The sequence below is a fragment of the Vibrio splendidus 12E03 genome (genome assembly GCF_000272105.2).
GTDB classification, from domain to species: Bacteria; Pseudomonadota; Gammaproteobacteria; order Enterobacterales; family Vibrionaceae; genus Vibrio; species Vibrio splendidus_I.
The window spans coordinates 1-24,568 of record NZ_AJZD02000062.1 but is presented as its reverse complement, the minus strand read 5'-3'; the positions used below and the strand labels follow the sequence as shown (position 1 = coordinate 24,568).

Annotated in this window: 24 protein-coding genes and 1 pseudogene; 10 read left to right on the top strand and 15 right to left on the bottom strand. The window is 44.8% G+C overall.

From position 1 onward, the window contains the following. Window positions 1-12: 12 nt before the first annotated feature. Window positions 13-1,476, bottom strand: coding sequence for an MATE family efflux transporter (locus A142_RS05585; protein ID WP_019822438.1), 1,464 nt, complete (start codon window positions 1,474-1,476; stop codon window positions 13-15). 163 nt (window positions 1,477-1,639) lie between these two features. Further along, a complete protein-coding gene (locus tag A142_RS05580) occupies window positions 1,640-2,056 on the bottom strand; it encodes a CBS domain-containing protein (protein ID WP_017060213.1) in 417 nt (138 codons plus the stop codon). A 302-nt stretch (window positions 2,057-2,358) separates the two neighbouring features. Here A142_RS05580 and A142_RS05575 point away from each other — a divergent pair, with 302 nt between their 5' ends. After that, complete coding sequence (locus A142_RS05575; RefSeq protein WP_019822437.1) at window positions 2,359-2,592, top strand: hypothetical protein; 234 nt, start codon at window positions 2,359-2,361, stop codon at window positions 2,590-2,592. Window positions 2,593-2,770: 178 nt separating this feature from the next. Further along, window positions 2,771-3,067, top strand: coding sequence for a hypothetical protein (locus tag A142_RS05570; protein ID WP_029405457.1), 297 nt, complete (start codon window positions 2,771-2,773; stop codon window positions 3,065-3,067). A gap of 98 nt (window positions 3,068-3,165) precedes the next feature. Here A142_RS05570 and A142_RS05565 read toward each other — a convergent pair whose 3' ends face one another. Beyond that, the gene (locus tag A142_RS05565) at window positions 3,166-4,152 is read right to left on the bottom strand and encodes a glycosyl transferase family protein (RefSeq protein WP_019822434.1); all 987 of its coding nucleotides are present in this window, start codon (window positions 4,150-4,152) and stop codon (window positions 3,166-3,168) included. Between the two features lie 167 nt (window positions 4,153-4,319). Between A142_RS05565 and A142_RS05560 the strand changes: the two genes are divergently transcribed. Continuing rightward, window positions 4,320-4,928, top strand: a complete 609-nt coding sequence (locus A142_RS05560) for a TetR/AcrR family transcriptional regulator (protein ID WP_017065287.1) — start codon at window positions 4,320-4,322, stop codon at window positions 4,926-4,928. Window positions 4,929-5,051: 123 nt separating this feature from the next. Then, window positions 5,052-5,546 (top strand): peptidylprolyl isomerase, encoded by a 495-nt coding sequence (locus A142_RS05555; RefSeq protein ID WP_019822431.1) that lies wholly within the window; start codon window positions 5,052-5,054, stop codon window positions 5,544-5,546. Window positions 5,547-5,676: 130 nt separating this feature from the next. On the opposite strand, the pseudogene A142_RS24200 reads toward A142_RS05555, so the two are convergent. Next, window positions 5,677-5,790: pseudogene (locus A142_RS24200) on the bottom strand (cytochrome c); the annotation flags it as partial. On the opposite strand from A142_RS24200, the gene A142_RS25060 reads away from it, so the two are divergent. Continuing rightward, a complete protein-coding gene (locus tag A142_RS25060; protein ID WP_019822429.1) occupies window positions 5,761-5,916 on the top strand; it encodes a hypothetical protein in 156 nt (51 codons plus the stop codon). The pseudogene A142_RS24200 and the gene A142_RS25060 overlap by 30 nt on opposite strands. 100 nt (window positions 5,917-6,016) lie before the next feature. Here A142_RS25060 and A142_RS05550 read toward each other — a convergent pair whose 3' ends face one another. From A142_RS05550 to A142_RS05535, 4 genes are all read right to left on the bottom strand, one after another. Then, window positions 6,017-6,883 carry a DMT family transporter gene (locus A142_RS05550; protein ID WP_017070442.1) on the bottom strand — a complete coding sequence of 289 codons (867 nt, stop codon included), beginning with the start codon at window positions 6,881-6,883 and terminating at the stop codon, window positions 6,017-6,019. A 110-nt stretch (window positions 6,884-6,993) separates the two neighbouring features. Next, a complete protein-coding gene (locus tag A142_RS05545; RefSeq protein ID WP_019822425.1) occupies window positions 6,994-8,091 on the bottom strand; it encodes an alkene reductase in 1,098 nt (365 codons plus the stop codon). A gap of 14 nt (window positions 8,092-8,105) precedes the next feature. After that, window positions 8,106-8,483: a lactoylglutathione lyase gene (gene gloA, locus A142_RS05540; RefSeq protein WP_017084654.1), complete on the bottom strand. Its 378-nt coding sequence runs from the start codon at window positions 8,481-8,483 to the stop codon at window positions 8,106-8,108. 203 nt (window positions 8,484-8,686) lie between these two features. After that, on the bottom strand, window positions 8,687-9,622 hold the full coding sequence (locus tag A142_RS05535; RefSeq protein WP_019822416.1) for a LysR family transcriptional regulator: 936 nt from the start codon (window positions 9,620-9,622) through the stop codon (window positions 8,687-8,689). Between the two features lie 763 nt (window positions 9,623-10,385). Between A142_RS05535 and A142_RS05530 the strand changes: the two genes are divergently transcribed. The 5 genes from A142_RS05530 (at window position 10,386) to lepB (ending at window position 14,787) form a co-directional block, all read left to right on the top strand. Next, entirely contained in the window at window positions 10,386-10,997 is a 612-nt protein-coding gene (locus A142_RS05530) for a hypothetical protein (RefSeq protein WP_017065282.1), read from the top strand. Further along, window positions 10,997-11,986: an efflux RND transporter periplasmic adaptor subunit gene (locus A142_RS05525; protein ID WP_019822409.1), complete on the top strand. Its 990-nt coding sequence runs from the start codon at window positions 10,997-10,999 to the stop codon at window positions 11,984-11,986. The genes A142_RS05530 and A142_RS05525 overlap by 1 nt, the downstream gene beginning before the upstream one ends. Window positions 11,987-12,450: 464 nt before the next feature. Further along, window positions 12,451-13,524 (top strand): helix-turn-helix transcriptional regulator, encoded by a 1,074-nt coding sequence (locus A142_RS05520; RefSeq protein ID WP_019822407.1) that lies wholly within the window; start codon window positions 12,451-12,453, stop codon window positions 13,522-13,524. A 386-nt stretch (window positions 13,525-13,910) separates the two neighbouring features. Next, on the top strand, window positions 13,911-14,153 hold the full coding sequence (locus A142_RS05515) for a hypothetical protein (protein WP_019822405.1): 243 nt from the start codon (window positions 13,911-13,913) through the stop codon (window positions 14,151-14,153). Further along, window positions 14,140-14,787 carry a signal peptidase I gene (lepB, locus tag A142_RS05510; RefSeq protein WP_019822403.1) on the top strand — a complete coding sequence of 216 codons (648 nt, stop codon included), beginning with the start codon at window positions 14,140-14,142 and terminating at the stop codon, window positions 14,785-14,787. The genes A142_RS05515 and lepB overlap by 14 nt, the downstream gene beginning before the upstream one ends. 117 nt (window positions 14,788-14,904) lie before the next feature. Here lepB and cyoE read toward each other — a convergent pair whose 3' ends face one another. The 7 genes from cyoE to A142_RS05475 form a co-directional block, all read right to left on the bottom strand. Further along, window positions 14,905-15,774, bottom strand: a complete 870-nt coding sequence (cyoE, locus tag A142_RS05505) for a heme o synthase (protein WP_196374168.1) — start codon at window positions 15,772-15,774, stop codon at window positions 14,905-14,907. Between the two features lie 8 nt (window positions 15,775-15,782). Further along, window positions 15,783-16,094: a cytochrome o ubiquinol oxidase subunit IV gene (gene cyoD / locus A142_RS05500; protein ID WP_016786088.1), complete on the bottom strand. Its 312-nt coding sequence runs from the start codon at window positions 16,092-16,094 to the stop codon at window positions 15,783-15,785. Continuing rightward, window positions 16,094-16,711 carry a cytochrome o ubiquinol oxidase subunit III gene (cyoC, locus tag A142_RS05495; RefSeq protein WP_019822401.1) on the bottom strand — a complete coding sequence of 206 codons (618 nt, stop codon included), beginning with the start codon at window positions 16,709-16,711 and terminating at the stop codon, window positions 16,094-16,096. Before cyoC ends, cyoD begins: the two co-directional genes overlap by 1 nt. After that, on the bottom strand, window positions 16,701-18,788 hold the full coding sequence (cyoB, locus tag A142_RS05490; protein WP_019822399.1) for a cytochrome o ubiquinol oxidase subunit I: 2,088 nt from the start codon (window positions 18,786-18,788) through the stop codon (window positions 16,701-16,703). Before cyoB ends, cyoC begins: the two co-directional genes overlap by 11 nt. A 5-nt stretch (window positions 18,789-18,793) precedes the next feature. Continuing rightward, the gene (cyoA, locus tag A142_RS05485) at window positions 18,794-19,690 is read right to left on the bottom strand and encodes a ubiquinol oxidase subunit II (protein WP_080573680.1); all 897 of its coding nucleotides are present in this window, start codon (window positions 19,688-19,690) and stop codon (window positions 18,794-18,796) included. 743 nt (window positions 19,691-20,433) lie between these two features. Continuing rightward, window positions 20,434-23,532, bottom strand: coding sequence for an efflux RND transporter permease subunit (locus A142_RS05480; protein WP_019822397.1), 3,099 nt, complete (start codon window positions 23,530-23,532; stop codon window positions 20,434-20,436). 8 nt (window positions 23,533-23,540) lie between these two features. After that, window positions 23,541-24,568: efflux RND transporter periplasmic adaptor subunit (locus tag A142_RS05475; RefSeq protein ID WP_019822395.1), on the bottom strand; the 1,028-nt coding region annotated here is incomplete at its 5' end.

Sequence of the window (24,568 nt, the reverse complement as noted above, 5' to 3'; positions counted from 1 at the left end):
AGCGCCGATGGCTTACTGAGATTTAAGCTCCGCACACTCTTCACGGTTTGCCGATACATCATCGATAAGCACCGCATCGTGTGAACAAAACGGCTGAGTGTTCAAACTGACAATCGACACATCATCTTCCACTGGATCAACTTGAGAACCTTGCATCAGCTCAGCGATATGATGTCGAAGTACCAAGATACCTAAAATCCCGAACAAAACATTACCCAAGGCTTGACCATAGAGAACACCCAAAGCGCCATACCACTGCGAACCTAGATAGACGAACGGCAGAGTACCTAACGTCGCTTTGCCCAAATTCAATGCTGTCGAGTAAAGCGGTTTGCCTAAGTTATTAAAAGAGGTGTTGGCAACAAATAGCGCACCGTTAAAGGTGAAGGTTAAAGCCACATAGGTACAGAAAGCTGCCACAATAATTGCTGCATCACCTTGTAGACTAAAGCCTTGAATGACATAACCTTGAACGAAGTACAACAAGATACAAACGGCAATGGTGTATGCCGTAGTAACCAATAATGAGTTGTTGAGTGTTTCTTTTACTCTGTCCATGCGTTCAGCACCAAAGTTCTGACCAATGATTGGCCCCACAGCGCCAGACAAGGCAAAGATAACCGCAAAACAAACTGGCGTCAGACGACCTATCACGGCAAAGCCCGCGACAAAGTCCTCACCATATTGTGCGATACCCGTTGTCACAATCGCATTACCGATAGGCGTTGCGGTATTAGTGATAATCGCAGGCAGCGCAATCGCCAATATTGGTCGAATATTAAGACGCCATTGCACAAAAGAAGGCGGAGCCACCAGCTGATGGCTGCGAATAAGAGGATAAAGCGAAAAGAATAGCACCGAGAAACGAGCGACAACCGAAGCGATAGCCGCCCCTTCGATGTTCCAACCAAAACCAAAAATAAACAGAGGATCGAGAATCGCGTTAACAATGCCGCCCGACAAAGTTGCCCACATCGAACGTTTGGCATCACCTGCCGCTCTTAAGCCCGCACCCGCTGCCATCGCTAACGCCAAAAATGGACCACTTGGTAGCAAAATCTGTAGGTAAGCTTGAGCGCGCTCGGCCGCAATCTCTTTAGCGCCTATCGCGGCTAGCAGCTCTGGAATATAAGCGAACATGATTGCAGTTATGGTTGAACTGATAACAAACGCAGTCATCATGATACTGGTGCTTAGGTTTCGAGCGTGCTCTTGATTCTTTGAGCCGATGGCTTTGGACACTAATGCGCCCATGGCAATGGAAGTACCGATAGAAACGGAGGTAGAAAAGAAAGTCAGCGTACCTGCAAAGCCTACCGCAGCAGCCAATTCGACCTGTCCGAGCATACTGATAAACAGCATGTCGAGTAAGTCGACCACAAATAACGCCATCAAACCGACAGAGCCAGCCCCCGACATCACCAATATGTGGCGCATCGTTGAACCTTCAACAAACTTTGCCGTTTGATTTGACATGAAACCTCCAAAAGTTGGAATACCCAAGAGCTAAAGCCCAATCAACAGACTAGGGATCCACAAAGAAAGGATCGACCAAAAAAAGCGCTATACAAAAAAAAGGCGCTAGTGCGCCTTTTTTCAATTGAGGGTATTGAGAAAAATAATCGTTCTTAACACGCTACTATACCTGATGTTTGAAGCATTCTTCCAAATTCTTGCCGATTGCTCTCAAAACATCGGTTCTGGTGATAATACCCACCAGTTTTCGATTATCGATCACAGGGTATGCTTTAGGTTTTCCAACCTGCATCATGTCCGCCAATTCAATAATGGATAAGTCAGGAGACACCGACAGTACTTCTTGGTACATACAGTCACCTACAAGGTGTGTGTCTTGGCAGAAGTAACTGACCTTCACAAGTTTCTCGAGTAAATCCTGCTCTGAAAGGAAGCCAATCACTTGTTCATTATCATCGATTACGGGTCCACCCATGTGGTGGCTACGCATCACTTTGTCTAACGCTAGACTTAACGGCATATCAGGAGTAAATGTCACAACCTGCTGCGTCATGTAATCTTTCACTTTAATTGAATGCATTGCGTTCTCCCTAAATACTTTGCGTCATATATTTTTCTATCTTGTTAAGTTAATTGTTGTCTAAAATCTTGATTTTACTAAATGGATTTCAACAATTTTATTGATAGGCAAAACCTAACAAGACAAAAAAGTGAGACAAACAAAGGGTTGAGCACGTTTTCGAACGCCAGAAAAAAGAAAAAAAGAGCTCTTACAAAGCCTTACTTTCCCTTGCTTAACCTTACTTAGCCAAACTAGCCTGCGTAAATAAACCCTGTAATCTTCACCGCACTAATAATTAGAAACCCCGATTTAGGAAGTTTATGCAACACGACAACAACATGTACGCGTATGTTTATGCAGGTAACGACGGCACAGAAAACACACTCATCGCCACTATCGATAATCAAGAAAAACCGCTGATATCAAGCTGCGTTGATGAGATAAAACGCATGTCATGCTTAGCCATTGATTTAGCAGTAAAACACGACCTAAAAGTGAAGCTGGTGAAGTATCAAAGAGAACAAGAGATCGACTTCGGCCTATTCGTAAAATAGTGAATCCGACACCGGTTTGGTTAATCACGAACTGGCAGCCACAGTAGCAATAGCAAAGCATTAGCAAGCGTAATCGCCGTGAATGGCTGCCGAATTCGACCTGACAAGCCTAACGGGTAAAGGCTATAATGATCAGACGGCGTCCTTGCCGATTTTCATTGTCCAAATATGGTTTACTATGTCTTCTCAAACCTCACCTAAAACGTATCTAACTAATTCCTTACCTAAGTTAAAAAGCTACTTTAGTGAGTTATTGGATTTCCAATCACGCATTTGGGTGGTTCATATCTTTGAAGACTCTATTACCGATCAGTCGTTTGTGATTAATGAAGATGGATTTAAAGAACCGCTAGAGTGGATGAAAAAACGTGATTACCAAGTGAGAATGCTTGATCGTGTTGATAAGATGAAAATCTCACAGGTGATTGAGATTCAGTTCGAAGACAAAATGCATCGCTTGATGCGAGTGAAGTAGCTCTATTGTTTGGGCACGCACGAAAAGCCATTACTAGAAATTAAGCATAAAAAAGGCCAGCGCTCGCTGACCTTCTCTCATTGGCTACAAACCATCATCTAACGCGCACAATACCCATGCCACAAACGCACCGCTTTCTGGTATGCCTCAGTTTTATCGTGCGTTTCCGCAAACAGAATGGCTGTCATGCTGTCGACAACGGTATTCGCCATTAGCGCCATCTCTTCAGCCGAAGTGCCAAGTACACATTGACTAGGAAATGGCAACTCTAGGTTCATCATCTCTTCCCAGTAGAACGATTCGACTTTGTCAGGAGAGCTCATCCACACCGTTTGGCTAACTTTAGGATTATATTCAGACTCACCGTTCATCCCTTTGAATGAAATCACCGAGTGGGATTTATTGCCAATAACATGCTCAACTTCCGCATGAAGTTGTGGGAAGCCAGGATGGAAACTGCCACGCAGACCTAAACGGCCACCACCCGGATTCAATGCTCGAACTACCGTGTTAATTGGTGTTCTCAAACCGTAACGGTGTTTCCAACCAATCATGGTTTGCGCTTCGGGCGCAAAGTTAGCTAGCGGTAAATAAGCAATGCCGTCTTGTTCAAGAATCGACTTAGCATGTTCAGGGCTCTCAGCACTTTGCACACCGACATCTTGCAAATGGCTTTCAACGTGCGTCCTACCGCTCGGCTTATCCATATAGCCATGCATTAACACTTTATAGCCATTGTCAGCTAAGATTTTTGCCGCCAACAAGTTCCAAGGCTTGCCACTGGCGTTATCGTTACGCTTACCTGCATAACACGGCCAATCAATATCAGCGCCTAAATCTGGCACTCGAGATTGAAACGCTTTTACAAAGCCAGCGATCTCTTCATTGGTTTCATTCTGCACACGAATCAACATCAGTAGCATAGCCATTTGGTCGTCACCGACTTCTCCGCTTAAATACTCATCCATGATGCGGTAGGCTTGTTCGAACGATAAAGGCTTACGCCCTCTTTCTCCTCGTCCAACTGTACGAATACACTCTAAAATACTACTCATTGATTGTTTATTCTCTTCCGTTGATATCAATAAAATTCGAATACACTTTCGATTCTATGATACCCACCGTGCATTGCAAAGCGATTCAGTTGCTCTCGACCGAATTACCAATACGCGGATTGGTGTTCTAAAAGTAAACTTACTGGTGTAAAATTAGCGGATGTAATGCTAACCGCGACATATTGAGTAGTATCCCGATGACTGTAAAAAAAACGCTGAGCCAAAGAAAACGTGAATCGATCGTTGCCGCTGCTATCGCAGAGTTTACTGAGCATGGCTACAAGGCCACCAGCATGGATAAAATATCGAGCCGCGCAGAAGTATCAAAGCGAACCGTATACAATCACTTTGCCAGCAAAGAGCTGCTTTTAGATGAGATTCTGGACAGCATTTGGAGCAAAACTCTGGCCGCGACGCATTTCCCTTATCAAGCAGAACTGCCACTTGAAGAACAGCTTTCGTCGATAGCCAATCAAGAACTTGAGTTACTTGAGTCTGAAGGCTTCATCGACCTGTCACGCGTGTTGTTCTCAGAGTATTTCCATAACGCCGAACTGGCGCATCAAGCGATGGAAAAATATTCCCAAGCAGAAAGTGGACTTACAACCTGGATTAAAGCCGCGTTGGCAGACGGTCGTTTAGTAGAACTAGACCCACAATTCGCCTCCACGCAGTTCATTGGTCTGCTTAAGTCTTTTGCGTTTTGGCCGCAAATCATTGGTCATGTGCCGTCACCAGATGCTGCGCACAAACAAGTGATCATTACTTCAAGTGTCGAGATGTTCCTTAAACAATATCAGGCGTGATTTTGGTGGTTGATGAGAATTCAACCACAATAAAACCATCACTAGTATCTGCTGTTATTTTCCCTATACTGCAATCCACTTTCGTCATTACGACTCAGTAAAACTTCAACTTTAGGTAACCCTATGATTACTTTCACCACCAACTTTGGCGATATCGAGATTGAACTGAACCTTGAAAAAGCGCCAGTAACGTCGAAAAACTTCCTTAAATACTGCCAAGACGGTTTCTACGAAGGCACGACATTTCACCGTGTTATTGAAGGTTTCATGATTCAAGGTGGTGGTCACACTATCGACATGACAGAAAAACCAACTCGTGCCCCAATCGTCAACGAAGCAAACCGTGGATTGAAGAATGTGATTGGTTCTCTGGCAATGGCTCGTACTGATGCACCACATTCTGCAACGGCGCAGTTCTTCATCAACCTAGATGACAACGATTTCCTCGATCACACCTCAACAACCAACGCTGGCTGGGGTTACGCGGTATTCGGTAAGGTTTCAGCGGGTATGGATGTGGTAAACAAAATCGCTGTCGCACCAACAACCATTCGTTGGGGACACGAAGATGTGCCTTGCGAAGATATTGTGATTACTAAAGTCACCATCAACGAGTAATTCATTCACGTCCTTTCCCGCCCCTAGTGCATTCGAATTGATAGCACAAAGAAAAGAAGGCTGTGCGATAGGACTATGGTGGTAAGGGTTCGACTTTACCACCTATATTCAAAGCTCGTTGTTAAAATCGTTACCAACGAGAACGATAAGTACGGTGACACCCTTTGCACGTCTTATTCGCAGAATTTAACCCTTGCTCTGCACTCGACAAGTCTTGTTCAACACTCGCCTGATAAAGCTCAGACAAGCACTTGAAGAACAACTCGTTCCTATCCCCGTTCGTTTAAACAAAGAGTTGATGAACGAGTTAGATGCTGAAGAACAGCAAGAAATGCTCAAGCTACTTCAGAAAGTAGTCGCGGCAATCTGATCTTACCGCGTTCACTGCTTACCAAGCTTAGTGCTTAGAAATTATTACACTCTGAACGTGTATTGAAAAACAACCCACACTCGGCCTTGCGCCGAGTGTTTTATTTTCGTCTCGACCATTTGATATAGCAAAACAGTGAAGCAATGATCACCGCCCCACCGAGCAGCTTCTGCATCTCTACACTTTCGCCAAGCACACTCACACTTAACAGCAGCGTCCACACTGGCTCAAGAATCATGATCAATGCCGCCACTTCCATGTTCACGGAGTGCTGACCGACCGTTTGCAGCAAGTAACGAATAGACGTTGCGATCACCGCAGAGACAATAAACCAGAAGACTAAGGTTTTGGTGATTTCGAACTCCGGCTGAGCAGTCATAGAAGCAAAGGCTAAACCACTCACACCCACCACAAACAGTTGCACACAGATTGATGCGATAGGCTTGATATTGGTAATCACACGCTTGTTCATCACAAAGTGAACGGACAACAACATCGATGCTAGTAAGAAGTAAATCTGACTCTGCTCAACATGCCAGCCGTTGCCCAGAGTCAGCAATAGCATGCCGATAATCGCGATAGGGAAAGACATCCAAAACGCACGATTAGGCTTAACTCGGAACAAAATCCAAGACACAAAGGGGGCAATGATCATAGCTAAGCTCATGATGAATGCCCCTTCCGACAGGCTTTCCGTCACTGAAACCGCAAACACCCATACCTGTAATGAGGCAGACAACAACAAACCCACGCCGCAAAGAGACAGAATCTGCTTAAGCGAAAGCTTACGAATATGGTGAATACAAAATGGCAGAAGAATAAGACTCGCGACGAGGAATCGCACACCAATGAACACTGGCCCAGGCATTTCTAATACCACCAGCTTAGATGCAATCCACCCCACCCCAGCTAGCAGGGTGGCAAATAGAAGGTAAAGCTCTCCGCGCATCGCTTTCACGTTCATCATTTTACTTAGTCCAATAACAAAAAAAGCAACCCGACTCTGCAAGGTTGCTTTTTATAAACATTCAACAGTATCGAGATACTATCTCAATACTCTGCTTCAGGCAGCTGTTTTTAGCCTGCGTATTCTGGGTAATCCGTTAAACCTTTTTCAGCACCACCGAACAATGTGTTTGGATCGTGCGCTGCAAGTGGGTAACCATTTTGAATACGAGCTGGTAAATCTGGGTTCGCAACGAATGGACGACCAAAACCAACCATGTCAGTTACGCCTTCAGCAACGGCTTTTTCGCCACGCTCGCTATCGTATTTACCCGCATAAATAAGGACACCCTCGTAGGCTTCACGAACTGCCGCTTTAAATGCTTTTGGCGTTTCAGGTGCATCGTCCCAATCAACTTCTGCAATGTGTAGGTAAACAATTTTGTATAGGTTAAGTAGTGCTGCCGCAGCTGTGTAAGTCTCTACTGGTGTAGCGTCAACCGTACCATTCAACGATGTGAACGGAGCAAGGCGTACACCAACACGGTCAGCACCGATCGCTTCAACCATAGCTTCAACCACTTCGCCTAGGAAACGTAAACGGTTTTCAATTGAACCACCGTATTCGTCAGTACGGTTGTTTGCTTCAGAATCGATGAATTGGTTGATTAAGTAACCATTCGCTGCGTGAAGTTCGATACCATCAAAGCCTGCTTCAACCGCATTCAAAGCCGCTTGGCGATACTGTTCAACCACTTCTTTAATGTCTTGTTTCGTCATCTCACGAGGTTCAACCACGTCAACAAAGCCCGGTTCATCAGTGCCGTTATCGATGAATACTTTTACGTTTTCTGCTTTAAGTGCAGAAGACGAAATTGGTTGTTCACCACCAATGTTGTCTGGGTGTGTTACACGGCCTACATGCCAAAGTTGAGCGAAGATAACGCCCTCTTTTTCATGTACGGCATCAGTCACTTTTTTCCAACCCGCAATCTGCTCATCAGAATAGATACCCGGAGTCCAAGCATAGCCTTGACCCATAGGTGAAATTTGTGTGCCTTCAGCGATAATCAAACCCGCAGAAGCGCGTTGAGCGTAGTAAGCCGCCATCATGTCGTTTGCTGAATTACCAGGTTGCGTTGCACGAGAACGCGTCATCGGTGGCATAACAATACGGTTTTTAAGCTCGATATTACCAAGTTGAATTGGTTGAAATAGTGCGTTTGTCATTGTTATATCCTCGATTAACCTAGTTGAATCAGTTCGATTTGGTAGCCGTCTGGGTCAGTAATAAAAGCGATATGAGTTGAGCCGCCTTTCACTGGACCCGCCTCGCGAGTGACGTTGCCACCTAGCGATTTGATTTTGTCACATGCTGCGTAAATATCTTCTACACCCAATGCCAGATGACCAAACGCGCTGCCCATCTCGTACTCGTTAGTATCCCAGTTGTACGTTAGCTCGATAGTCGTGCCGCCTTGCTCGTAGCCAACAAAAACCAATGTATAGCGATAGTCTTTGTTTTCGTGGCGTTCAAGTTCCTTCATTCCCAATACCTTGGTGTAGAACTCGATAGACTTGTCTAAATCAGTAACTCGGATCATAGTGTGTAGGAATTTCATATTTCGCCCTTTTTAGCCCAGCAACCTGAGCCAATATAATCGTGAGTGGAGGTTACCCACTTCTTTGTTAGGGTTAATATACGAGCTAACAGCAAATAAATGAAATTATCAAAAATTCTCATTATGATAATTTTTTGTTATGAAGCGCTTAATACAGACGATTTGTTATGGAGATATTCGGCAAACAAAAGATAGGGCGACAATCAGAAAGCGGAGCGCCAACTGTTTAGCGATTTAGACATGTCATTAGTCGTATTGATGATCTGCTCTCTGAACCACTTATGTGCCGGATCGGTGTTCTGTTTTTTCAACCAAATGAGGTAATGAGAGATAGGCTGATAATCGAAAGGCGGTTTGAACAACTGTAACCCAAGACGTTCCTGAAACTGGATCGCCATAGAAAGCGGCACAACAGTGATGTAATCAGTCTGGCTACACAGCATTAGGTTACTGGCCATAGAGCTGCCGTGAATTACAATTTTACGCGAGGATAAGTCTAACGAAGTGTAGTGAGTCAAACTTCTTACTTGGCGACGTGTTCTGGCTAAAACCGCATGTTGCTCACTGAGATATTGCGCCTCGGTGATCTCACCTTTGATCCTAGGGTGCCCATTTCGGCAAACAATCACAAACTCACTGTCGTAGAGCTTTTCGCTCATCATGCTTGAATGCTCAGGCAACACAATGTCGATCATCAAATCAAACTTCTGAGTTAATAGATCCTCATGGACTTGATCATCACTATCTGGTTGGTCATACACCTCAAGAGATAAGCCTTGATTGGGTAACTGAGAAAATCGATCGAGCAACATCCACTTTAAATGTTCGGGAACCGAAGCCACAAACCTGCGCTCCGTACTCGCTTCATCAAACCCAGCCATACCTTGAAACACGCCGTTGAGCTCGTGTATTGGCGCTTTGATTTGCTCATACAAGCTTTGCGAGTAAGCCGTAGGCACAACCCCTCGCCCACTGCGCACAAACAACTCTTGGCCAATTTCATTTTTCAGTCGGCCGAGCGCAGTGCTGATCGTCGATTGATTGGTATTCAAATGATCGGCAGCCTTACTCAAACTGCCCTGCTCCATCACCGCTGAAAACACAGCCAATAAGTTAAAATTCGGAATGTCATTACTCATGATTCAGTGCTCATTTGGCGATAGATTTAATTATCTTATCGTAAAAGCGATAGAATGAAACAACGGATGCTCATTGAGAAAACAAAACTGAGAAGGAAGCATCATATGGTAAAGAGCAAAAATGTCAGAACAACTCACTCTTTCGAATAGCTGCCACATTCGCCAGATTGGAATCTAAATCTCTTCGCTGTGCCAGTAACGCTTAATCCTCCCTAGACTGGTCGGAGTATTCAATATTTCCGCCCTGCCTTATTGATACTTTTATAGCCACTTCTATGATCCAGGCTAATTAAATAGACATATTTTATAAGCCGAGTTTGAGCCTGTTCAAATAAACCCACCTCCAGTTTACACAACCACTCAATTCATCGTAATTACGATAATTTAATATCGCAATAATGCGTAGATAGCACCAGTTACACTTCCTATTATTTCGCCAACAAATCAATTCTTAACCTAAACAGAAAACCTAAAAATGTGTAGATGATGGTGTTGCACACATCACGGACGACGGCCTTAAAACCCAATGCAGCAAACGAACCTATCAATGGTAGACGTTACTTAAGAATGATTTCGCCAGGTGTTTTTAACACTCTATTCGCGAGAATGCGTTGTCTACGTGGTCAAAGCGATTTTTAATTGTCATCTAGTACTTTTGACTCAGTAGGTCTATACGGTTACGTGAGTTCAACACCTCTTTCAGATGTCTTCTAAAAGTCTTGTACCAAGGCTGCACTTTCTCTCTCCTTATTTAGGTTGAGATATGAACTTTATTAAAATCGTTTTCCAGAAAATCTGGGCCGTTGTGATGGTCTTGATTAAATTCTGCCTGTTTATGGCGGTGATGTTTGCTGGTGCATGGGCTCTTGCACCATTAGGCACAATCCATTCGAAAGACATCGACATGTCTCAATTCAACAATCATCCCAATGAAATGATGATGAACTTCTTCCAGATGGAGTCCTTCTCTGGTTACTTGTTCTCAGTGACCATTGCTGTGGTTTTAGCCGGTGTTTACGGCATGTGGCAGTTGCATGAACTGGGTGTGCATAAAGCAAAAGAGCACAAAAGCGCTCACGTTCAGATCGTGTTTGCACTGTCACTTTGCGGACTATTCATCAGCAAAACATTCTGGGTTATCGCTTTGGTTATCGCATTAGCGAACTGGAAACATATTGGTCAATCACTGAGTGATGTGATTCGCCGTGGTGTACAGCCTAAACAAGACGCGACCAATACAGAGACTGCCGCAGTCCACGTATCACCTGAACAACCGGTAACAGAGCCGTCTTCAGTAGAGCAATCTTCAAAAGAGCAGGCTTCAGAAGAAAAGACTCCAACAACACCATCCGCTACAGAAAAAGAGGTCGCATAATGAAAGAGATGATGATTCCATACATCCTAATTGTATGGTCACTGTTTGCGACAGGCGCACTTAAGAAGAACTTCAAGAACTACACATGGGCAGCCATTGGTGGCGTAATGATTCTTGCGGTATTAGCGGTAATCTCTCGCTTGTGGGCACCCGTTGATTTAACCAACTCAACCACAGTGAAAGCACCACACGCGGTAATGTCACCTATCTTTGGCCAGCAGATCGATCAAGTGCTTGTTGAGCACAACCAAATGGTTAAAGAAGGCGACGTAATTTACACACTCGTCGACATTGACTCAGCCGCAGACAAAGCAAAGATCGAATCTTCAATTGTTCAGAAAGAAGAAGAGATCAAGCAAATGAATCGCGACTTAGAGCGCGCTGAAACGTCACCTGAAATCTTCAATATGCGTGACGTAGAAAAGTACGAATCCGATCTTCGAGTGCTGCACGCTGAACTTGTGTCGTTAAAAGCCGATCTACAAAAAGTAAATTGGGCGCAAGAGAAGAAGACCATTAGAGCTGAGTTTGACGGTCAGGTTTCGATAGTGAATATTGCTGAAGGTTCTGTCATGGGTAACATGCACCTCTACAACACCAGCAAAAAATTCCTTGAGATGCGTATTTCAGACCAAACTTATGGCTATGTTCAAGTAGGAGACTTCGCTGAGTTCTTCGTTGATGCATACCCAGGTCACGTGTTCCGAGCAAAAGTACACAGCTTTAATGCAGGTACCGGTGAGTCGAGTATTTCTCCACTTCAGGGACCACAAAGCGTCGGTCAACACGTGGTAAGAAACGGCAATGGTTTAGGTCGTACTATCGTGCTTGAGATCATTGAACCAGAAGGTTACAACATCCCGATTGGTTCAACTGGCGCGGCTTGGATCTCGGCTGAGAAGCCACACCCATTCTGGGGCTTCATTGACGTGATTGGCGCAGCCACCGTTCGCCTACAATCTTACAAGTCATACTTAGGTGCTTGGTAAACAAGTTACGCGTAAGAGTTGGATAGAAGATAAACAAAAATACCCCGCTCGTCGGGGTATTTTTATTACAGCGGTGCATGGCTCTCAAAATTAAACAAACTGAGAAACAGCATACCTCTCCCTCAAAAATACACAGTTAATCGGCTCTTTGCCCTAAAAATGTACTCTCAATCAAGTGGTTTTCACGCCCAACCTCAACAACTCAAAAAACCAACCACAACCAGATAAAAGTAGCAATCAAACTAGGCACTTATTTATGGGAGCAATGCATTAATTTTAACTATAAGATTGTAATTTCCGCTCAGAAAACACTCTCGTTACAATCAGTTACAAAATACGTTATAAAAGTGATGTTAAAACCACCTGTTTAATCCAATCCCAAACAAAAATGTGATTCTCTACCATTATTTGAAATATTTTTATGCTTAAATACGACAAATTTCAATTAAAGGTGAAGGGATAACATGTCTGCAAAAGCATTCGGCGACTTTTACTGTTACTTACATTGCCTCAATTTACTTTCAATCAAAGAACAAGGGATAACACCAAAAGAGTACCTGGATGATGTGCGCAAAGAGCCTTTTTATTATCGTGGAGGCACCTCCAAAGAAGCGCAACAAAAGTGGGCGGAGCGAATCTTGGAGTCGATCTACAAATATCACGGTATTCAAGGCGACGGTCCAAACGGACATAATGATCTCTTGATACGAGAAGGTATCGCATCAAAAGCCCGCTACAAAATAAGAGAAGGCGCTGAATTCGATGTTAACCCGGGATTACATGAATCAATAGCAATACTCAACACCATCGGTAGCCAATTACTTGAACGAGTTCTACCCGCGGCAGGGTCTAAACTCAGCAAAGCATTAACACTGCTTTCTAGGTCCAAGAATGTGTCAAATGCTGCGCCCTTCAAGATACACATTGGCAATTATGACCTCATAGCCCCTAAAGCAGATTACACAGTGCTGAGTAAACTCGAGAACGCACTAGAAAACCGTCTTGTGGTTTCATTTGATTACGAAGGAAGTCGTTGCGAAGTCGATCCATATGCTTCATTTGTTTACCAAAAGGCTTTCTACCTTGTCGGTCTAGAGCGCTATAGAAAAAGCACTGAAAGTAGTTTGATGCTCGGCGACTATCGTGCTTACAAGGTCCATAATATTAACAATCTTGAGATTCACTCTACTCAGAGTTTTTCAATGGGTAATCAAAAAGACTTTTGCCTCCATGATTTCCTCTCATCAAGCAATGGTAAAATGGTTAATGGTGGCGAAACCTGTGAAGTAGTCTTAAAGATGAAAAGAGACACTGATGGCTACAACAAGTTTGTAGATGAATACAAACTAAGTGAATGTCAAAAAATAGAAGAGGTCGCTGACAGCCATTACATTGTAAGAGCTCAAGCTCGTGATAGCGTGGTTTTCAAAAGCTGGCTCATTAACAACGCCGATTGCGTTGAAATTTTAAAACCACTACAACTACGTACTGATGTAATACAAGACATTAAACACGCTATGAGCGTATATGCACATTAAATTTAAAAATCATCATATATGAAGTTCAACATTGGATCCTCCAATATCAATAACCATTCAACATTGTAATAAGTTAAACAATAAACAAAAGTAATTAATAAAGTAGCATTCAACTAAAATAAAATTAACGGTATTATTTTTAGTTATTTCCTATTTTAGACAGAAAATGTCAGATTTTATTGTCACAATACTATTCTCACAACAATAAAATTAGGCTTAGCTGTGATATACAAAATAAAAAAATCATTTATTGATGAACTTTATCACCTTAATTATAAATCAAACAGTTTAGTACATCGTCTTCCTTTTTATTGGTATAGACCTTTAAAGGTATTCAGTCGACTACTCGCATTGCCTGTTATCTTATTTTTCATGGTGTAAAAGTAATGAACCGTAATTTATCAAAGGTAGAATGGATTCTGCTGGCCATAGCTGCAACATTCTTAGGTTTAAGCTTATTCCTCTACTACTCACTCTGTAAAAATCTATTCTCTGGAGGATTCAATGACATCATTGAGATCATTGTAGTTTTGGGGCTTTTTTACTGCTCATTCATTGCCGCAAACTACAGTATAACCATGCTTGCTGAAAAATACTGTAGTCGGAGAAACCGCTATGAAGAGCTTTAAGTTCCTTCTCTCGGTATCCACTTCGCTTGCATTTTGGATATTTGCGCTATTTTATTTCTTCTCAAGCTCGATTAATACCAATACGGGGCTAAGTATGGCTCCTACTTTTGAAGGTAAGTACTGGACAACAGTAAATGGAGTTCGACCCGGGCGATATACTCCAGAACATGGTGATGTCATTAGATTCCGACACCCACCTAAGCACCGAAGTGAAAATATAACCTTTAGAAAGCGGGTAATTGGTATTCCAGGCGATACAGTCACGTTAAAGAATGGCTACCTTTATATCAATGATAATAAGATGTCACATGGAGTGACCAAAAAAGAAGATGGATTTGTCTATATAAAAGAAAAAATAGGTAATAGCAAATATAATGTCAGGTATCTAAAAGAAGATTCAAACATACTTGAAGACAATATTTCTTGGCATGTACCAGAAGGAAAGCTATTTGTTCTTGGCGACAATCGAGACTACTCATACGACTCAACCAATGAGAGCTTTGGTTATGTCGATATAAATAGCGTTAATGGTGTCTATAACAAAGTTCTACTCAATGTTGCCAATGGAAATCGCAAGTTCAACTGCTCCTTAACCATGGTCGAGAGCTACTCGCCTTTCCAAAGAACATGTTAGAAAGCGCAGATATTAAGTACACACCAAGCGATTAGCGCTGATCAACAAGCAATAAGCTGATAAAGAAAAACCGAGCTATTCAATATAGCTCGGCTTTTGTCATACTCGCGATTTACCTTATGAAAAAGGCAACGGAATCAGTTCTAGCCCGAGTACGCCACTGATGCTCATTACCACCAGCAGAGAGACCTTGAAGACGGTCTTTGACCACTGAATGTAGTTGAGGCAATCGACTTTGCGGAATGTCACTTTGGTCCACATAAAGCAAACGGCCGCCGACACCGCTAAGTATTCGTAGCCCGCTTCTCCGAGCAAGAACAGCCCAAGAGCAACCGCGCCAAAAGCAACCACGTACGCTTTCATATGTTTGTGGGCCTTATCGACCCCCTCTTTTACCGGTAGTACTGGAATGCCTGCATCGCGGTAATCTTGAATGCGGAACATCGCAATCGCATACGAGTGTGGCATTTGCCATAAGCAGAACATGATGAACAGCAAAACCGCTTCTAAGCTCAAGTAATTCGTCACACCAAGGTAACCAACTAATGGCGGAACCGCGCCAGAAATACTGCCCACTAAGGTGCCGTAAACGGAATTACGCTTGTACCACATGGTGTAGAAAAAGACGTAGAACACATAACCAAGCAACACCACCACCGCAGACATCGGATTAACGAATTGAAACAGCAACGCCGTGCCTGCCAACAACATGACTAACGCATAGATAAATGCGACATCTGTATTGATATTACCCTGAACCAACTCACGGTTCTGGGTACGTTTCATTTTCTGGTCGATATCGCGGTCAAAGATGTTATTCACCACACAACCTGATGCAATCACAAGCCCTACACCCGCTAATGTCGTCAGTAACAACATCGCACTGGCTGGTTCTGTTTTTGCGGCGAGAAAGAACCCCGCCGCAACAGAAATCAGGTTGCCGAAAATGATGCCCGGTTTGGTAATAGACAAATATTTTTTCAGCATACCTTGGCCTACAACTTCATGTTGACGTTCATGTTGTAGATGATCCATACCGAGCCTGCGATAAGAATCAATACAACAATGGCAGTAAACATCAGTGACACTAAGTTCCAACGCCCATCGGAAGATTTCGCTTCCATATGCAAGAAGTACTTAAAGTGGACAAAGATTTGCACCAGCGCACAACCGAACAAGATCACGTAAGTTTCCGTGCTTGGTAGCGCATGTGCCCACACAATGTAGAACGGAATAATGGTCAGAATTAGTGACGCAATAAAGCCTTTCACATAATCCGTTGCACCGCTGTCTAGATGCTGTTCCATTACATCACCCCCATTAAGTACACGATGGTAAATACGCAAATCCAAACGATATCAAGGAAATGCCAGAACAGGCTTAAGCACTGGAAACGCACCGACATGTTGTCGTTCAAGCCTTTGCTTGAAAGCTGGTGATACGCCACCGCCATCCAAATCAGACCGAACGTTACGTGCAAACCGTGTGTGCCAACCAAGGTAAAGAACGCAGAAAGAAATGCACTCTCTTGAGGACCATAGCCTTCTGCAATCAAGTGATGAAATTCATACACTTCCATACAGATAAAGGCTAAACCCAATACAAAAGTGACTTTTATCCATCGCTTCAATCCGGTCACATCTTTGCGCTTCATCGCAATCATGCCAAAACCGAAGGTGATACTACTGAACAGCAGCATCATGGTTTCGACAAACACGAACGGCAGTTCAAAGATGTCTTTACCTGTCGGCCCTGCTATTGATCCACTCTCAAGCACGGCATAAGTCGCGAAAAGCGTGGCAAACAGGACACAGTCACTCATCAGGTAAACCCAGAAGCCAAACAACTTATTGCCCGCAGCTTCGTGGTGATGATCATGCGAGTGTGCAAGATCATAAGTGTGTGACGGAGTATTAGCTTGCATACGTCGTCTCCAAATCATCTTTATTGTCGTTATTACCACTATCAGCATCACTGTCAGCGCTGTTACCACGACCAGAGTTGTCGCCTTTCACTGACTGTTTCTTTGCTTCTTCAAGCTGTGCACGTCGAGCCGCTTCAATCGCTTTGATCTCTTCAACTTCCACGTAGTAGTCCACATCGTCGTTGTAGCTGTGTTGAATACACGTCACCACGATGCCCACTAAGCTTGCAGCCGCTAGCCACCAGATGTACCAGATCATCGCGAAGCCAAATGCCAATGCCCATGCAGACACATAGATACCTGTCGGTGTATTCTTCGGCATGTGAATACGTTCGTATTCTTCTTCCTGAGTCGGGTCAAACTCACCACTTTGCTTTTGATACCAGAACGAATCGATCTCATCGCCCTTGGGCAGTTTTGCAAAGTTGTAGAACGGCGGTGGTGAAGACGTTGCCCATTCAAAGGTACGTCCACCCCATGGGTCACCGGTTAGATCTCGGTTTTGGTCGCGGTCACGAACACTCACGTAAATCTGAACGAACTGACACACCACACCCATCGCAATCACGCCCGTACCAGCAGCCGCAACCGCCAGTAGAGGGAAGAACTCAGGGTTAATGTCTTGGCTCAAACGACGCGTCATGCCCATAAAGCCCAGAGCGTAAAGTGGCAAGAACGCCATCAAGAAACCGATGATCCAGCAGTAGAATGCGCGTTTGCCCCACAGCTCGTTCAGAGTGAAACCAGTCGCTTTCGGGAACCAGTAACCAATCGCAGCAAAACAACCGAAGACAACACCACCGATGATTACGTTGTGGAAGTGAGCAATCAGGAATACTGAGTTATGCAGAATGAAATCTGCGCCCGGTACTGCCATCAATACGCCCGTCATACCACCCACGGTAAAGGTGATTAGGAAGCCCACTGTCCACATCATTGGCGTGGTGAAGCGGATACGACCTTTGTACATGGTGAATAGCCAGTTGAAGATCTTAACCCCGGTTGGGATAGAGATAATCATGGTCGCGATGCCGAAGAAGGCATTCACGTTAGCGCCAGAACCCATAGTGAAGAAGTGATGCAGCCAAACCACAAACGCTAAAATAGTGATCGCCACCGTTGCCCATACCAGTGAGGTATAACCAAACAGTTTTTTGCGAGAGAAGGTTGCAGTCACTTCAGAGAACACGCCGAAGATAGGCAAAATTAGGATGTACACCTCAGGGTGTCCCCATGCCCAAATCAGGTTCACATACATCATCACGTTGCCACCAAGGTCGTTGGTGAAAAAGTGCGTGCCGATGTATCTATCCAAAGTCAGTAACGCGATGGTTACCGTTAGGATTGGGAAAGAGATGATGATCAGGATGTTGGCACACAAAGATGCCCACGTGAATACAGGCATCTTCATCATTGGCATAGACGGAGTACGCATGCGCAAAATAGTCGCGAAGAAGTTCACACCCGTTAACGTGGTACCCACACCGGATATTTGCAGCGCCCATATCCAATAATCGACCCCGACTCCCGGACTTGCCTCAATGCCAGACAACGGCGGATACGCCAACCAACCCGTACGGCCAAATTCACCTAAGCCCAGTGACATGTTGGTTAGGATGATACCCACTACAAACAGCCAGAAGCTCAAGTTATTCAGATAAGGGAACGCAACATCACGAGCACCAATTTGCAGCGGCACAATGATGTTCATCAAACCGATAACCAAAGGCATCGCGACGAAGAAAATCATGATCACGCCGTGAGCCGTGAAGATCTGGTCATAGTGATGTGGCGGTAAATAGCCTGTCTCACCCGCTGCGGATAGCAATTGCTGACTACGCATCATGACGGCATCGGCAAAGCCACGAACTAACATCACCATCGCGACCGCAATGTACATGAAGCCCAATTTTTTGTGGTCTACAGAAGTAAACCATTCATTCCAAAGGTATTGCCACTTACCGGCTTTGGTTACCGCATACACCACTAAACCACCCACTAAAGCGATCATGGTTAACGTGAACAAAATAATGGGTTCGTGGTAGGGAATTGAGTCTAGAGTTAATCTTCCAAACATGACGATTATCCTTGGGTTTCCGGCAAACAGTTCATTGAACCAGGGTGCTGGGTCACAACATCAGTGAATAAAAATGGTGGGATACTGGAGAACAGGGTCACAGGTTCAGCCACACTCGGCGCAGCCAAAGAACGGAATTGCTCCCAATCTTCAATACGGTCCGGGCTTGCTTTCACTTTTTCCACCCAGTTTAGAAACGCCACTTGATCAGGCATGGCTGATGCGGTGAATTTCATTTGAGAGAACCCTTTACCACTGTAGTTAGACGCAAAACCTTTGAAGTCACCTTCATGGTTAGCAATCAAGTTCAGCTTGGTCACCATTCCCGGCATCGCGTAGATCTGCGAACCAAGACGTGGGATAAAGAACGCGTTCATGATGTTGTCTGAAGTCAGCTTAAACGTCACCGGTACATCTTTCGGGAACGCAACATAGTTAACCGTCGCAATGTTTTGCTCCGGATAGATGAACAGCCACTTCCAGTCCAGAGAGACTACTTCGATCACCATAGGCTTAACGTCACTCTCCAGAGGCTTGGAAGGCTCTAGTTCGTGTGTTGTTCGCCAAGTGATGGTGGCCAGAATCGCAATAATGATTATTGGAATCGTCCATACCACCACTTCGATCTTGGTTGAGTGCGCCCAGTCAGGTGCATACTCTTCTGTGGTATTACTTTCGCGGTATCTATAGGCAAAGTAGATGGTCATCAGAATCACGGGGATGACGACAATCAGCATCAGTAACAGAGCCGTAATAATCAGCTCCTTTTCCTGAACGCCAACGCTACCTTTTGGGTCGAGCAATGCGGAGTTACATCCTTCGAGCATCAGGACGGTTCCCACCAAACCAATCCTCGACAGATTTGCTCTCGATAAAATGTGTTTATATCTTGAAGCTTCCATTAACTTTCTCGATGGTTATCCAGCCTCAGAACGAACGCCCGAGTACTGGTTGTCATGGTCATTAGAATATTTATGTGTTGAGCATGTGAAACGACGCATCTCAAAGCGAAACGGAATTAGCCACTATCTTGAACAGTCGACAGTTGAACAGTTGAACTGCCAAGTTAAAACGACAGTGCTGCGTAGCCGAAACATTGCCGCACGGTTAAAACCACACAAAAAATATGACTTAATTGTTACACTTTGAAATACATTGTTACATTTGGCACATTATGAGGAGTTGAAATTGAAAGCTCACCAAACAAACTTGGAAACTAACCTTCCAGTTATGAAAGTAAGATGTAGGAAATTGATGCAATTCAGACGCACAACATGAACGTGCCACACGAGTCGAGCCATGTGCGGAAAAGGATTAAAGCGAAACGGGAGAGAGAAAAGTAAACACGCAGTAAAAACAATAATGATTGATTACATTAGAAAGAGCGAATTAAGCAAAGTGTGATTACTGTCAAATTTATGAATTCACATAAGATTTTAAAGGTATTTAGAAAAGACATCACTTCAGACAGCAACCCATCAGGTATTCAAATAACACCCTGCTTTTTATGATAATCATGTCAGTTATACGCAGCAGAAAACGGACAGAAATGGGGATAAAAAGCCGATTTCATGAGTATTTTGATGGGTTTTAAGTGGGTGTTACTCCCCTCAATAGAGAGGAGTAAGGGTTACCAAAGAAGAGATTATGCTGTTGGTTCGACGACGGTTTTGCGCTGATTTTTAGTCATCAAATGATAAACCACAGGCACAAAGTAGAACGAGATAAGAGTGGTTAATACTGTACCGCCGACAATCGCGACCGCAAAAGGAGGCCAGAAACCGCCACCAGCAATAATCAACGGCATAAAGCCGCCAACGGTTGTAATCGTGGTCGAGCTGATATGACGAGTACACGACATCACTGCCTCAACTACCGCATCCACATTGCCTGATGAAGCTTGCTTATCGAGTTTCAATTCCGTCAGAATCACGATGGCGGCGTTAATCGCTAAGCCCGCAATCCCGAGCATGGCGATGATCACGGTAAAGCCAAACGGATAACCGAAGATCCATACCGACAACAGCCCTAGCCCACCTGCCAATCCTGCGACCATGAAGATGATGCTACTCATTCGGAACGAGTTGAACGACATCACCACCACCAACACCATCAATACCACCACAACGGCGACATTCGAGATCAGGCTATTGACTGAATTGTCTCGTTCAGCGGATTCGCCACCAAAGCCAATCGTGTAGCCCGATGGCATCTCATAGTCTGCTAGGCGTTTTTGGAATTCATTAAGTACGGTTTGAGGTAAGACACCCGCTTCAATGTAACCCTCGATGGTATTCACACGCTGCCCGTTACGACGAGTAATCGCACCACGACTGGTCGTCAATTCAAGCTCAGCCAGAGTCGACACATTGATGCCAGTTGAATACACCTCAGAACTGATTGGCAAGCGAATATTACTTAAGTGCGCTAAGTTTTCACGTGCGTCATCCGCAACACGAACACGAATTGGCACCGATTCACTGCCCTCAATTACCGAGCCACTTTCGCGACCTGTCAGCGTGGTTTGCAGCATGCCAGCAAACTGGTTCAATGAAATACCGTTAAGTTTCGCGGTGTCTTCATCGACCTTCAACCACACCTTAGGTGTACCCGGTTGCAGTGTTTCCCTTGTGTGAGTCACATGAGGAACTCCTGCCAGAATCAAGCGCACATCCTCACCAATCGCTTTTAAGGTATCGAGGTTTTCACCATACACACGCAGTTCTACTGGCGCGGTAAATGGAGGCCCTTGGTTAAGCTTTCTCACCAAGATCTGCGCCTGTGGTACTTCTTTATCTAGCACCTTTTGAAGTTCAGGAATTAGCGCATTGGCTTGATCAAAATTTTCTGTTTTCACCATTGCTTGCGAGAAGTACGGCGCGTTATTTTGCCTTGCTTGCAGGTTGTAATAGAACGATGGGAAGTTCGCTCCTACTAGCCAGTCAATACGCTCGACTTCGGGGTAACGATGAATAATGTCGTCGATTTTCTCAGAGGTATTCTTGGTCGCATAAATGCTCGCTTGAGGTGGCATATAAACCTGAATCTCAAACATGTCTCGGTCTGATGGCGGGAAGAATTGCTCAGTCAGCTGAGACATACTCCAGTAACCAGTAAACGGAACCAACAACACCAAAGCAATCGTGATAATTGGATGCGTGACACCAAAACGGACAGAAGACGAGAACCAGCGCGTCAAAGCAGGAATTCTCAAACCCGTCATATACCAATGGTGCTGCCCTTTCTTGTCGACATCACTGAGTTGTTTCGGCAATAACTTGGTCGCCAAGCCCGCAATCAAGGTGTGCGAAATAATGTAAGAACCGATCAACGAGAAAGAAACGGTAATCGCAATTCCTCCCACAAACTCACCCGATGCGCCCGGCATCAGAATGATCGGGGCAAACGCCAATACCGTGGTTAATGTTGACCCCAGTAGCGGCACCCATAAATGTTTCAACGCATTCATGGTTGCTTCGGCTCGATGTTGTCCTTTCAGGCGGTAAGCTTGAATGGTATCGACCATCACCACCGCGTTATCTACCATGATTCCGAGCGCCACAATTAGGCCCGTCACCGACATTTGGTTAATCGGCACACCGGTCATTTTCATGATCGACAGGGTCAATAATGAGGTTAACGGCAGAGAAATTGCCACTAAGATCGCGGCGCGAACGCCCAAGGTGACAAACAGCACAATTAAGATCAAGCCGAAACCGATCATCAAGCTTTTGCCTAAATCGTCTAAGCGAGTTTCGGTATACCCTTGTTGATTGAAAAGCACGTTGACCTGAATATTGCTCGGCAACTCTTGCTCAAATCGACTGATGAGCGCGTTGGCTCGCGACGTCCAGTTATCGACTCGGAGATCAGGGTGCATTCTCGCTGCGACAATCACACCCGGCTCACCATCAATAATGGCAATCTGGTCTTGTGGGGTTTTCTCACCACGTTTCACAGAAGCAATGTCTTCCATACGGATGATGTGACCATTGCTGTCGGTGGCTATCGGCACTTGTTTAATACGTTCAATGGAATCAAGCTCAGACTTAATCTCTAAGCCAAAGCGAGAATAAACACTGACTAATTCTCCGGCAGAGTTTTTCGCATCCGCCCCTTCCAAAGATTCTGCGATATTGGCACTTGAACGACCAAGCGCGGCAGCATCGGCAGTGCGTAAACTGATTTGAATCTCTTCTTGTGGCATCCCGTATTCATCAACGAATTCGGTGCCCGACAAGGTTCGCAATCGCTTAGCGAGTTCTTTGGCATAACGACCCAGCGTTAATCGGTCAGGCTCACCTGCACCAGCCCAAGTTAGAGATGCGATAGTTGTGAAAGCATAGGTATGGTCGCTATCGAAATCGGGAGAATGAGAGCCCGCAGGCAAAATGGATTCGATGTCAGACAGCTTGTCACGAGCTTGAGACCAAACCGGCTCAGGCTCGGTAATCACATCATTGAGTTCCAAAGTAACAATCGACACACCCGGTCTTGACGTCGAGCTGACGAGTTTAACTTCACTCAGTTCACGCAGCTTATTCTCAATAACCTCAGTAACCAAGGTTTCAACACGCTCGGCACTGGCGCCGGGGAAGCTGGTTGTGATGTTCGCGTAGCGGTTGATGATGACCGGGTCTTCTGCACGAGGCAGAGTCATAAACGCCGAAATGCCACTCACCATGAGCAGTGCGGTCATTAAGATAAGCAATCGAGTGTTAGAAATAGTCTCTATGATTTTCATACTATTTCCTATTCAACAGTAACGCTGGCTGGCTTCACGGTTTGGCCGGGAACCAAACGATGTAAACCACTGGATATCACCTGCTCGCCCTCGCTGATTGCACCGCTCACGTAGGCTTGTTGGTTGTTGGCAAACAACACCTGTACGCTTCGACGTTCAACCTTATTGTCTTCACCAATAACGAAGATATTCCACACACCACGTAAACCATCGATCAAACCCGTGAGTGGAACCCAGTAACCTTGGTCATCAATTTGCTCATCAAACTTAAGATACGCAAGTTGCCCTTCTAAAACAGAAGCTTGCTCCGGAAACAGGTAACGTAGGCCAACACTGCGAGATTGAGTATCCACCATCGCCCCCGGGTTAAGCAGGCTCACAGCGAAATCGTCTCGCCCGACACGAATACTTGGTGTAGAAAGTGAGGTCACTTTTTGCATTTGATGAGCAGGAATGCCGATAAAGGCTTCTTTGCCTTCTGAAGCAAGCAGCGTCAGAGTCGGATTGCCGACATTCACCACATCACCTAGCGATACAAAACGCGTTGCGATCGTTCCCGAATAAGGCGCACGAACCGTCGACTTAACCAACTTCAATTGATTGCCTTTTACCGAGGCATCAATACGCAGTAAGTTCGCCTGCAACACGCGCTGTTCACTGGTTAACGAATCAATCTCAGCCTCGGCACTGAAGCCCTTTGCTTTCAGTGAACGTTGACGCTTCAAGTTTGCCGCCACAAGGCTCAGTTGTGCTTTGACTTCTTCAGCCTGTGCTTTCAGTTGGCTAGACTCTGTTTCCAATAACTGAGTATCCAATCGGATCAACGGCTGACCTTCGGTTACTGTGTCACCGACATCCACTAGAATCTCGTTTACTTTACCCGCCAATTCAAAACCAAGATTCGCCTGTTGCCCTGCTTTTACCACACCAACATATTCACGCTGTACCGCATAAGAGGAAGATTGCGCCAAGGCCATCGTTTCCACGGTTAAAATGGTTTGGACGCTCGAAGTCGTTTCGGCGGTTGAATCAACCG